Annotated in this window: 9 protein-coding genes; 8 read left to right on the plus strand and 1 reads right to left on the minus strand. The window is 73.3% G+C overall.

What is annotated here, in order from left to right; translation table 11 throughout:
• Positions 1 to 190: 190 nt before the first annotated feature.
• The 8 genes from U5640_RS09025 (at position 191) to U5640_RS09060 (ending at position 10,546) form a co-directional block, all read left to right on the plus strand.
• The gene (locus tag U5640_RS09025) at positions 191 to 1,060 is read left to right on the plus strand and encodes a universal stress protein (RefSeq protein ID WP_340375267.1); all 870 of its coding nucleotides are present in this window, start codon (positions 191 to 193) and stop codon (positions 1,058 to 1,060) included.
• Between the two features lie 399 nt (positions 1,061 to 1,459).
• The gene (locus U5640_RS09030; protein ID WP_340385018.1) at positions 1,460 to 2,485 is read left to right on the plus strand and encodes an alcohol dehydrogenase catalytic domain-containing protein; all 1,026 of its coding nucleotides are present in this window, start codon (positions 1,460 to 1,462) and stop codon (positions 2,483 to 2,485) included.
• Positions 2,486 to 2,536: 51 nt separating this feature from the next.
• Positions 2,537 to 4,327 (plus strand): acetate--CoA ligase, encoded by a 1,791-nt coding sequence (gene acsA / locus U5640_RS09035; RefSeq protein WP_340375268.1) that lies wholly within the window; start codon positions 2,537 to 2,539, stop codon positions 4,325 to 4,327.
• Positions 4,324 to 5,388 (plus strand): pyruvate dehydrogenase (acetyl-transferring) E1 component subunit alpha, encoded by a 1,065-nt coding sequence (gene pdhA, locus U5640_RS09040; RefSeq protein ID WP_340375269.1) that lies wholly within the window; start codon positions 4,324 to 4,326, stop codon positions 5,386 to 5,388. The genes acsA and pdhA overlap by 4 nt, the downstream gene beginning before the upstream one ends.
• Before the next feature lie 2 nt (positions 5,389 to 5,390).
• Positions 5,391 to 6,383, plus strand: a complete 993-nt coding sequence (locus U5640_RS09045) for an alpha-ketoacid dehydrogenase subunit beta (protein WP_340375270.1) — start codon at positions 5,391 to 5,393, stop codon at positions 6,381 to 6,383.
• 2 nt (positions 6,384 to 6,385) lie between these two features.
• On the plus strand, positions 6,386 to 7,798 hold the full coding sequence (locus tag U5640_RS09050) for a 2-oxo acid dehydrogenase subunit E2 (protein WP_340375271.1): 1,413 nt from the start codon (positions 6,386 to 6,388) through the stop codon (positions 7,796 to 7,798).
• The gene (locus U5640_RS09055; protein ID WP_340375272.1) at positions 7,795 to 8,058 is read left to right on the plus strand and encodes an acyl carrier protein; all 264 of its coding nucleotides are present in this window, start codon (positions 7,795 to 7,797) and stop codon (positions 8,056 to 8,058) included. Before U5640_RS09050 ends, U5640_RS09055 begins: the two co-directional genes overlap by 4 nt.
• A 157-nt stretch (positions 8,059 to 8,215) precedes the next feature.
• Positions 8,216 to 10,546 carry a heavy metal translocating P-type ATPase gene (locus U5640_RS09060; protein WP_340375273.1) on the plus strand — a complete coding sequence of 777 codons (2,331 nt, stop codon included), beginning with the start codon at positions 8,216 to 8,218 and terminating at the stop codon, positions 10,544 to 10,546.
• A gap of 61 nt (positions 10,547 to 10,607) precedes the next feature.
• Here the strand turns inward: U5640_RS09060 and U5640_RS09065 are convergent, their stop codons facing one another.
• Positions 10,608 to 11,453 (minus strand): CBS domain-containing protein, encoded by an 846-nt coding sequence (locus U5640_RS09065; protein ID WP_340375274.1) that lies wholly within the window; start codon positions 11,451 to 11,453, stop codon positions 10,608 to 10,610.
• Between the last annotated feature and the right edge of the window lie 136 nt (positions 11,454 to 11,589).

Below are 11,589 nucleotides of genomic sequence, written 5' to 3' on the forward strand. Positions count from 1 at the left end.
CCCGGGAGGGCAGGAGTAACGCGTTCTCCGGACTCGTCCGCCCTGGTCCACATGCGCGGCGGAGGGGATTGGGGTACTTCTCGAAGAGCGGGAACGCACCGCGCTCGGCAGGTCGGCAACGCCGGGACCGGTACGCCGACGGACTCGTGCACCGTCATCTCCAGCTTCGTACGAGACGGAGGCCGACGCCATGCAACCGGCGATCACCGTGGGCCTCGACGGCTCACCCGAGAGCCTCGCCGCCGCCCGCTGGGCCGCCGACGAGGCTGAGAGACGGGGGCTGACACTGCGGCTGCTGCACGCATGGCCGCTGCTGGCACCCGAACCGCCCCGCGTCGCCGCCGAGGTCGACCAGAACTACTGGGCGAAGCGTCTGGTGCACACCGCTCAGGCGGAACTGCGGGCCCACCACCCGGCCCTGGTCGTCGTCGGGAACCTCGTCGCCGAGGACGCCCAGAAGGCCCTGATCAGGGCCGCGTCCGAGTCCGAGATGCTGGTGCTCGGCTCCCGGGGGCTGGAGTCCGTCGAGAGCTACTTCATGGGCGACGTCAGTATGCCGGTCGTGGCGCGGGCCGAGCGGCCGGTGGTGCTGGTCCGGGCGGAGTCGGCGGCAGAGGGACCACCCCCCGTGGCCGCGGCCGGCGTGGTCGTGGCGTTGCAACTGCGGGACGCCGGTGAGGAGTTGCTCGACTTCGCCTTCCACACCGCGGCGGCCCGGGGCGTGGCGCTGCTCGCCGTGCACGGGCGCAGCGTCCCGCTCCACGCGCGCACGCCCTGGGGCGCGGACCACGAGGTCACCGAGGAGATGACCGGGGCGGCGCAGAAGGAGCTGAGCAGGGCACTACGTCCGTGGCAGGAGAAGTACCCCCAGGTGGATGTGGCCGTCAGTATCCGTCTGGCGAGCCCCGCCGAGGCCGTCGTCCAGGCCGCCGAAGGCGCCGCGCTGCTGGTCGTCGGCCGACGCGCACACCGGCACCGGGTGGCACCGCACCTGGGCCCCGTCGCCCAGGCGGCCCTCCATCACGGACGCTGCCCCGTGGCGGTCGTCCCCCATGACTGAGCGGGGCCGTGGCCAGGCAGCCGTCGCGGGCGAGGCGCAAGGTCAGGCAAGCCGTCCGGTGAAAGTCCGCCGGACGCGGCCGTGAGCGTCGGCGGGCCTCCCCGACGGCTGCAGGCACGGGCTGCCGGGCCGCCCCGGAGTCCAGCCGCTGCTCGTACGTGTCCTCAGGACACCGTCCCCCGTCCCGCCGACAGCCCCGGCCGCGGTCCGCTGCCGGCCCTCCGCCCGGACGGGCACGTCGGCCTCCGCCGCGTGGTCGCCGACCCGGCCGCGCCGACCGACCGGCCTCTCCCCGGCCGTGACGGCAGCCGTCCGGGAAGCCCGTTGGGCGTAGGCCCCGGTTGCCCGGTCGCCCGGCCGGAGTGACCGTTGAGTGGGGGGAGCGAGGGAGTGAGTACCGTGCGAGCGCTCGTCTATCACGGCCCGGGACAGAGTTCCTGGGACACCGTCCCCGATCCCGTGATCGAGGAGGCGACCGATGTGATCGTCCGCGTCGACGCCACCACCGTATGCGGCAGCGACCTGCGCATCCTGGGGGGCGACCTCCCCGAGGTGAAACCCGGCACCGTCCTCGGCCACGAGGCCGTCGGCGAGGTCGTGGAGGTGGGACGCGACATCCAGCACCTGCGTCCCGGCAACGAGGTCATCGTGTCGGCCGTCTCGGCCTGCGGCCGCTGCCACGAGTGCCGCGACGCCACCCCCGGACAGTGCAGCGGGGGCGGCGGGTGGATCCTGGGCAACCAGGTGCACGGCACCCAGGCCGAGCTGGTGCGGGTACCCTTCGCCGACCACTCCACCCACCGACGGCCCCAGAGCGTTCCGCTCGACGAGGCGGTCCTGCTCTCCGACGTCCTGCCGACCGCCTACGAGGTCGGCGTACGCAATGGCCACGTGGGGCCGGGCGACACCGTCGTCGTGGTGGGCGCGGGACCCGTCGGACTCGCCTGCGTGATCATCGCGCGGCTCTACTCGCCGCGCCGGATCGTGGTGGTGGACCCGTCCGCCGCGCGGCTCGAAGCCGCCGCCCGTGTCGGGGGCGACGCCACTGTGCCGCCCGGGAAGGTGATCGCCGGTCTGGCCGAGGGTCCGGGAGCCGACGTCGTCATCGAGGCGTCCGGCGAACCCGACGGCTTCATGCTGAGCACCCGCGCCGTCCGTACGGGCGGCCACATCGCCAACATCGGGGTGCACGGCAGGCCGGTCACGCTGCATCTCGAATCCCTCTGGCGCAAGAACGTGACCATCAGCACCGGCCAGGTCGACACGACCTCCACGCCGTGGCTGCTGGGGCTGGTGCGGTACGGCGACCTGCCCGTCTCCGGGCTGGTCACCCACACCTTGCCGCTGGACCGGATGGAGGACGCCTACGAGGCGTTCGCCCACGGCACCACCACGGGCGCCCTCAAGGTCGTACTGCACCGCTGACCCGAGGGCTCGGCGACCCCGGAGAGCGGGGCAGTGCCGGGAGGAGCACCGATGCACCGGGACACCATCCGCAAGGACGACCATCCCGTCGTCCCGCCCCGGCTCTCCGACTACGACCGGGCTCGCGCCGACTTCACCTGGTCGGGGGTGCGCGCCGAACTGGCCGGACTGCCCGGCGGGGGCCTCAACATCGCCCACGAGGCGGTCGACCGGCACGCGGCATCGGGTCAGGCGGAGAAGGCCGCGCTGAGGTGCGTGGCCCGCGACGACACCGTCTCCACCGTCACGTACGCCGAACTGGCCCGCCGTAGCGCCCGCTTCGCGAACGTCCTGAGGTCGCTCGGCGTCGGCCACGGGGACCGGGTGTTCACCCTGCTCGGCCGGTGCCCCGAGCTGTACACGACGGTGCTGGGCACGCTGAAGAACACCAGCGTCCTGTGCCCGCTCTTCTCGGCGTTCGGCCCCGACCCGGTGGAGCAGCGGCTGCGTCTCGGGGACGCGCGGGTCCTGGTCACCAGCGCCACCCTGTACCGTCGCAAGGTCGCCGAGCGGCGCGCGTCGCTGCCCGGCCTGGAGCACGTGCTGATCGTCGGCCCCGGCGCCGCGGATCTGCCCGGCAGCGCGTCCTTCGACGACCTGATGTCCGCCGTCCCCGACACCTTCGCCCTTCCGCCGACGTCCCCCGACGACATGGCCCTGCTGCACTTCACCAGCGGCACCACCGGCACCCCCAAGGGTGCGGTCCACGTCCACGAGGCGGTCGTCGCCCACTACGCCACCGCCGCGTACGCGCTCGACCTGCACCCCGAGGACGTGTACTGGTGCACTGCCGACCCCGGATGGGTCACCGGCATGTCGTACGGCGTCATCGCCCCGCTCGTGCACGGGGTGACGGTGGTCGTCGACGAGGGCGACTACGACGCCCGGCGCTGGTACCGGATCCTGGGCGAACAGCAGGTCACGGTCTGGTACACGGCCCCCACGGCGCTGCGCATGCTGATGCGCGCCACACCGCGCCAGGGACCCTACGACCTGCCGCGCTCGCACGACCTGTCGGCCCTGCGCTTCATCGCCTCCGTCGGCGAGCCCCTCAACCCGGAGGCCGTCGTCTGGGGCCGGGACGTGCTGGGGCTGCCGGTGCACGACAACTGGTGGCAGACGGAGACCGGTTGCATCATGATCGCGAACTTCGCGGCCTGCGAGATCCGGCCGGGCTCGATGGGCCGGCCGCTGCCGGGCGTGGAGGCGACCGTGCTGGAGCAGGGCGAGGACGGCAGGGCCCTGGTCACCGACGGCAAGGTGACGGAAGTTCGAAACCCCGACGTCGAGGGCGAGTTGGCGCTGCGCCCGGGCTGGCCGTCGATGTTCCGCGGCTATCTGCACGACAAGGAGCGCTACGACGAGGCGTTCACGGACGGCTGGTACCTCACCGGCGATCTGGTGCGCCGGGACGCCGACGGCTGGTACTGGTTCGTGGGGCGCGCCGACGACGTGATCAAGTCAGCGGGGCATCTCATCGGCCCGTTCGAGGTGGAGAGCGCGCTCATGGAACATCCCCTGGTGGCCGAGGCCGGGGTGATCGGACGGCCGGACCCGGTCGCCGGGAACGTGGTCAAGGCGTTCGTGTCCCTGCGCCCCGGGGTGGAGCCGACGCCGGACCTGGCGCGGGAGCTGCTGGGCTTCGGCCGCCGCAAGCTGGGTCCCGCCGTCGCCCCCAGAGAGATCGCGTTCGACGAGAACCTGCCCAAGACCCGCAGCGGAAAAGTGATGCGTCGGCTGCTGCGTGCCCGCGAACTCGGCCTGCCCACGGGCGACCTGTCCACTCTGGAGGGATCCGAATGAGCGTCGCCCACCCATCCCGCACCCGGAAGTCCCCCCCGCGCAAAGGCGCGAAAAAAGCCGCGAAAGCCGTGCAGGCCCAGCCCGCTGCGGGCACTGGGCACCGCCGCGACCTGCTGGAGGAGATGCTGCGCATCCGGCGCTTCGAGGAGCGGTGCGTCGAGCTGTACAGCGCCACGAAGATCCGCGGCTTCGTCCACCTCTACATCGGCGAGGAGGCCGTCGCCGTCGGCGTCAACGAGGCCCTCACGCCCGAGGACGCGGTCGTGGCCACCTATCGCGAACACGGTCATGCCCTGGCGCGCGGCATCACCGCGGAGGCGGTCATGGCCGAGATGTACGGCAGGGCGACCGGCTGCAGCGGCGGCCGGGGCGGGTCCATGCACCTGTTCGACGCCGGTCGGCGCTTCTACGGCGGCAACGCCATCGTCGCCGGGGGGCTCCCCCTCGCCGCCGGCCTGGCGCTCGCCGACCGTATGCGCGGCCAGAACCGCGTCACCTGTTGCTTCTTCGGCGACGGCGCGTTCGCCGAGGGGGAGTTCCACGAGACGGCGAACCTCGCGGCCCTGTGGAACCTGCCTCTGCTGTTCGTCTGCGAGAACAACCTCTACGCCATGGGTACGGCTCTGGAGCGCCACCAGGCGCAGACGGATCTGGCGATGCGGGCCACCTCGTACGGCATGGTCGCCTGGTCCGTGGACGGCATGGACGTCGAGGCGGTCGAACAGGCCGCCCGCCGGGCCGTCGAGGGCATCCGGACCGGCACCGGCCCGCACTTCCTCGAACTGCGCACCTACCGCTTCCGCGCCCACTCGATGTACGACCCCGACCGCTACCGCGACAAGGCGGAGATCGAGCGGTGGAAGTCCCGTGACCCGATCACCCTGCTCATGGACCGCCTGCGCGAGAGCGGTGCGCCGGTCGACAAGGACGTCGCCCGGATCGAGCGGCGGATCACCGCCGAGATCGACCGCGCCGTCGAGGCGGCCGAACAGGCACCGCTGGAGCCGGTCGGGACCCTGCTCCGGCATGTCACCAGCGCTCCGGCGGAGGCGGTGAGCTGAGCATGGGCACCGGCACGAAGGCCGCGACGACGACTTACCGGGAGGCCCTGCGCGAGGCGCTGCGGGAGGCCTTGGACACCGACGAGCGGGTTTTCCTCATGGGCGAGGACGTGGGCCGGTACGGCGGCTGCTTCGGTGTCAGCCTCGGGCTGCTGGAGGAGTTCGGCCCCGAGCGCGTCCGCGACACCCCGCTGTCGGAGTCGGCGTTCGTGGGGGCCGGCATCGGCGCCGCCCTGGCCGGGATGCGCCCGATCGTCGAGATCATGACCGTCAACTTCAGCCTGCTCGCCCTCGACCAGATCCTCAACAACGCCGCCACCCTGCTGCACATGTCGGGCGGCCAGCTGGCGGTCCCGCTGGTCATCCGCATGACCACGGGCGCCGGACGCCAGCTCGCGGCGCAGCACTCGCACAGCCTGGAGGGCTGGTACGCGCACATCCCCGGCATCCGCGTCCTCGCCCCCGCCACTCTGGAGGACGCCCGCCACATGCTGGCCCCCGCACTTGCCGACCCCGATCCGGTGGTGGTCTTCGAGCACGGCAGCCTCTACAACGTCTCCGGCGAACTACCGCCGTCGGCCGGACCGGCGGACCTGGACCGTGCCGCGATCCGCCGACGCGGAACCGACGTCTCCCTGATCACGTACGGGGGTTCGCTGTCCAAGGTGCTCGCGGCAGCAGACGTGCTGGCCGCCGAGGGCATCGACGCCGAGGTGATCGACCTGCGCACCCTCCGGCCCCTCGACATCGCGACCGTCACCGCCAGCGTGGGCCGCACCCACCGCGCCGTGGTCGTCGACGAGGCCTGGCGGACCGCGAGCCTGGCCGCCGAGGTGTCCGCCCGGATCGCGGAGGACGCCTTCTACGAACTGGACGCACCCGTCGAGCGGGTGTGCAGTGCGGAGGTACCGATCCCGTACGCCCGGCAGCTGGAGGAGGCCGCGCTGCCGCAGACCACCGGCATCGTGGCGGCGGCGCACCGGGCGGTGGACTGACCATGGCCGAGTTCACCATGCCGTCCCTCGGCGCCGACATGGACGAGGGCACCCTGCTGGAATGGCTGGTGCAGCCGGGGGATCCCGTCCACAGGGGCGATCCGGTCGCGGTGGTCGAGACCGCGAAGTCGACGATCGAGGTGGAGTGCTTCGAGACCGGGACCCTGGCGGAGCTGCTGGTCGATCCGGGTGCGACGGTGCCGGTGGGTACACCGCTCGCGGTGATCGCGACGCCGGGCAGGGACGGAGCCGGGACACCCGGGAGGCGGCCGGCTCGCCGCGCGCGGAAGAAGGGCGAGCAGGCCGGGTCGGCCAAGGCCGCACCGCCTCCACCCGAGCCCGTGCCCCCACCCGCGGTCCAGGCCGCCGCACCTGCCACCGACCGGCCACGCGACCATGTCGAAGCGGGGCCCCTGGTCCGGCACCTCGCGGAGCACAGCGGCGTCGATCTGCGGACGTTGCGCGGCTCCGGCCCCGGAGGACGCCTCACCCGGACCGACGTCGAGAAGGCGGCGGCCGCCCGCTCCACCGCCCGGCCTCCGCGCCCGCGGGTCACCCCGCTCGCCCGGCGCCTCGCCACCGAACTCGGCGTCGACCTGGCCACGGTGGCCGGGACGGGCAAGGGCTCAGCGGTCCGTGCCGCGGACGTGCGCCGGGCGGCGCACGGTCCGGCGGCACCCACCCCACCTCCTGATGTGCAAGCGCGTCCTCCCGCCGGACAGCCTGCCGTCTCCCCGCGGACCGAGGAGCGGGCGACGGCCATGCGCCGGGCGATCGCCGGCCTGATGAGCCGCGCCAACCGGGACATCCCCCACTACTACCTCTCCACCACCGTCGACATGGCCGCCGCGACGGAATGGCTGCACGAGCGCAACAGGCGCAGCCCGGTCGGCGAGCGACTCCTGCCGGCCGCCCTGTTGCTGAAGGCGGCGGCGCTGGCCGCCCGGGAGGTCCCCGAGCTCAACGGTTCCTGGACCGACGACCGCTTCACGGCCGGTGAGGGGGTTCACCTCGGTGTGGCCGTGTCGCTGCGCGGCGGAGGACTCGTCGCCCCCACGCTGCGCGACGCCGACAGGCTCGCGCTCCCGCAGATGATGGCCGCCCTGAAGGACGTGGTCACCCGGGCCCGCACGGGCAGGCTGCGCGGGCCGGAGGTGTCCGACGCCACGATCACGGTCACCAACCTCGGGGATCAGGGGGTCGAAAGCGTCTTCGGCGTGATCTACCCGCCGCAGGTGGCCCTCGTCGGCTTCGGCCGGGTCGTCGAACGGCCGTGCGCCGTGGGCGGCCTGCTCGGCGTCCGGCCCGTCGTCACGGCGACCCTCTCGGCCGACCACCGGGCGACGGACGGCGCCGTCGGGGCCCGCTATCTCACCGTCGTCACGCGATTCCTGCAGAACCCGGAGCAGCTGTGAGCCTGAACCGAACCGAAGCACTCGACATGGTCAGGGAGTCGATCTCCCGTGTCGTCCCCGGCGCCGACGTGGCCGCCCTGGGACCCGACGAGGTGTTCCGCGACGTGCTGGAGATGGACTCCCTCGACTTCCTGGGTTTCGTCGAGATCCTCAGTGAACGGTCCGGCGTCCGCATCGACGACGAGGACACACCCCGGCTCACCACGCTGTCCGACAGCGCCGACTTCCTGCTTGCCCGCGCGTCACCGGGCGGGCGCTGAGAGAGCCGAACGGCTCCTACGGTGAGGCTCCGTCGAGCCCCTCACCGTCCGGCCCGGAAGCAGGGCCGGACGTCCCCTTCCGCCAAGGCCGCGTGCCGCGGTGGGATGGGAAGAGCCCGGTCCGGCGGTCACCGTGCCGGATCGACCGAGGTGAGCCATGGACCACTCCACTCGCAGAGCGCCACTGCACCACCTGATCAGCTCGTTCGTGTCCCGACGGCTCGAACCGCTGCTCCTGGCCGTCACGGCGGCCGCTCTCACGGGCGGCGGCATCGCTTGGCTGGCTGACGCCCCGGACCTCGCTGACCTGCTCTGGGCCCTGGGGACCGTGGCCGCCGTCGTCCCCGCGCTGTGGTGGGTGCTGGCAGCGCTGCGGCGCGGACAGGCGGGCGTGGACCTGATCGCCGTACTGGCGCTCGGCGGGACCCTGGCCGTGGGCGAGTATCTGGCAGGGGCCCTGATCGCGCTGATGCTCGCCACCGGGCGGACGCTGGAGGCCGCGGCTCAGCGGCGCGCCTCGCACGATCTTCGAGCCCTGCTCGCGCACGCGCCGCGCTCGGCACACCGGCGCACGGACTCCGGAGTGGTCACGGTGCCGCTGGAGCAGGTCGTCGTGGACGACCTGCTCGTCGTCCGTCCCGGGGAGGTCGTTCCCGTCGACGGCCGAGTGGAGAGCGCCGCCGCCGTTCTCGACGAGTCGGTACTCACCGGCGAGCCGGTCCAGGTCGAGCGGCCCCGGGGCGAGGCGGTGCGCAGCGGCGTCGTCAACACCGGCGGTGCCTTCGAACTGCGCGCCACCGCCACCGAGGGCGACAGCACCTACGCACAGATCGTGCGCCTGGCCCAGCAGGCCGGGGCCGAGTCCGCGCCCGTCGTACGGCTGGCGGACCGCTACGCCGCCTGGTTCCTTCCCCTCTCTCTCGTCGTCGCCGGACTGGCCTGGCTGATCAGCGGCTCCGCCGTGCGGGCGGTCGCCGTCCTGGTCGTCGCCACCCCCTGTCCGCTGCTGCTGGCGGCCCCGGTCGCGATCGTCTCCGGTCTCTCCCGTGCCTCCCGTCTCGGCGTGGTCGTCCGTGACGGGGGCGCACTGGAGAACCTGGGCCGCGCCCGCACGCTGCTGCTCGACAAGACCGGCACCCTCACCCGAGGCCGCCCGCGCGTCCTCGACGTCAGCGCCGCCCCGGGCCTCAAGCCCGCGGAGGTCCTGCGTCTGGCGGCCTCGCTCGACCAGTACTCGCCCCACGTCCTGGCACAGGCCGTCGTCGACACCGCCAGAGAGCGCGGACTGCGGCTGACAGCCCCGACGGACGTCACCGAGGAACCCGGGCGGGGCCCCACCGGCACCGTGGACGGGCGCAGGGTGTCCGTCGGCCGCCTCGACACCGGCACCGCACGGCCCGCCTGGGCCAGGGCGGTCGACAACCGCGCCCTCCTCGACGGCGCGGCCGTCGCCTGGCTCACCCTCGACGGAGAGCCGGCCGGCGCGGTCCTGCTGCGCGACCCCCTGCGCCCCGACGCCCCGCGCACCCTGCGTCATCTGCGCACGGCCGGCATCCGCCGGCTGCTGATGCTCACCGGCGACCGGGCCGCGCCCGCCCGGGAGGTCGCCGCCGTCCTCGGTCTGGACGACGTGCGCGCAGAGCTCAGCCCGGCCGACAAGGTCGCCGCCGTGCGCGCCGAACGCGAGCACGCCGTCACCGTGATGGTCGGCGACGGCGTCAACGACGCGCCCGCCCTGGCCGCCGCCGACGTCGGTGTCGCCATGGGCGCGCACGGTTCCACCGCCTCTTCCGAGGCCGCCGACATCGTCCTGACCACGGACCGCGTCGACCGCCTCGCCGACGCCGTCACCATCGCCCAGCGCGCCCGCCGTATCGCCGTCCAGAGCGCCCTGGGCGGCATGCTGATGTCGTTGGTCGCCATGGCCGTGGCGGCGGTCGGCCTGCTGCCTCCCGCCGTCGGCGCGCTGCTCCAGGAGGGGATCGACGTCGCCGTCATCCTCAACGCCCTGCGCGCCCTGCGCGTCGACCAGGCCACGCGCCCGGCCGTCACCCCCGCCGCCGAAGCGCTCATCCACCGCTTCGCCGACGAGCACCACGACCTTCAGGACGTCCTCGACGCCGTACGCGACGCGGCCGATCGGCTCTCCGACGAGCCCGGCCCCACGGCGCTCACCGCCGTGGAGGAGACCCACCGTCTGCTCGTCGAGCGGCTGCTGCCCCACGAGTACGCCGAGGAACACGAGCTCTATCCCGCGCTCGCCCCCACTCTCGGCGGTCCCGAGGCCACCGCCACCATGAGCCGCGCCCACACCGAGATCGAACGCCTCTCGCGCCGGATCGCCACCCATCTCGAACTGGCGCGCGCCGACGGGGGCCTGGCCCGCGATCAACTCGACGACCTGCGCTCCTGCCTCTACGGGCTGAACACCGTCCTGCGGCTGCACTTCACCCAGGAGGAGGAGAACTACTTCTCCCTCGCCCCGTGAGGGCACCTCTGCCTCGCCCCGTGAGGGCACCTCGACAAGGCCCGTACTGCCCGCGCCCGGCTCACACGACCACGATGGCGTCGACCACCTCGACCACGTCGTCGATCTCCCCGACGGACGCCAGCAGTTCGGCCATGGCCTCCTTCTCCAGCCGCCCCGTCAACGTCACCACCCCGTTCCTCACCGACACCACGACGGCCCGCGGGTCCCCCAGCTGCCGCCCGACCAGGGACTCGACCTCCGCCTGGATCTCGGTGTCGTCGCGGATCAGGGCGCGCAGCAGATCCTGTCGGCTGACCGCGCCGACGAGCCGGCCGTGACGGTCGGTCACGGGCAGCCGCTTCAACCGCGCGTGGGCTGCCGTCCACGCCGCGTCCGACACGCGCTCCGACGGATGGACGGTGACCGGGGGGAAGGTCATCAGCGTGGCCGCCGTGTCCCCGTGGCTCCTGTCGTAGAGGCGGTGACGCCACAGTCTGCCGACGGGGCCGTGCCGGTGCGGTTCCGCCATCACGGCGGCCTTCGCCAACAGATCCGACTCCGACACGACCCCGATCACATGGTCGTCGGCGTCGACCACCGGCAGGGCGTTGACCTGCTCACGGGCGAGCGTGTGCGCCACGTCGAGGAAAGGCATGTCGCCGGGGACCGAGGCCGTCGGCACCTGCATGACGTCCCGCACGCGCGGCACGGACGGTGTCCGGGTGGCCGGGGCCGGCCGTCCGGACTGCGCCTCCTCCGCGGTGGGTTCGGGCGTTCCGGTGCCGCGTGCCGACGCGGCTCCCGCGACGGCCGCGAGGTACCGGCGCAGCGCGTCCTGCCGCAGTTCCTCCTGGGGTTTCCAGGGGCGGCCCGGCTCGCTGCGGCGGGCTTCCTTCTCCGCGGAGCGGTTCTCGAAGTCGCTCACGGCTGCCTCCTGGGGATGCCGTCCGCCTACGGGCTCAGTCTCGCATCGTTCGACACGCGCGGCCTCCGGGCCCCTCGGCCCGCTCGTGCGAGGGTGGGCCAGGTGCGACGCGACACGTCCTCGCCCACCAAGGACA

The sequence above is a fragment of the Streptomyces sp. SS7 genome, assembly GCF_037993025.1.
Classification (GTDB): Bacteria; Actinomycetota; Actinomycetes; order Streptomycetales; family Streptomycetaceae; genus Streptomyces.

What these genes read in the sequence shown, in the direction of transcription:
- U5640_RS09025 (WP_340375267.1), top strand. Translation starts at nt 191, where the DNA reads ATGCAACCGGCGATCACCGTGGGCCTCGACGGCTCACCCGAGAGCCTC.
- acsA (WP_340375268.1), top strand. Translation starts at nt 2,537, where the DNA reads ATGCACCGGGACACCATCCGCAAGGACGACCATCCCGTCGTCCCGCCC.
- pdhA (WP_340375269.1), top strand. Translation starts at nt 4,324, where the DNA reads ATGAGCGTCGCCCACCCATCCCGCACCCGGAAGTCCCCCCCGCGCAAA.
- U5640_RS09045 (WP_340375270.1), top strand. Translation starts at nt 5,391, where the DNA reads ATGGGCACCGGCACGAAGGCCGCGACGACGACTTACCGGGAGGCCCTG.
- U5640_RS09050 (WP_340375271.1), top strand. Translation starts at nt 6,386, where the DNA reads ATGGCCGAGTTCACCATGCCGTCCCTCGGCGCCGACATGGACGAGGGC.
- U5640_RS09060 (WP_340375273.1), top strand. Translation starts at nt 8,216, where the DNA reads ATGGACCACTCCACTCGCAGAGCGCCACTGCACCACCTGATCAGCTCG.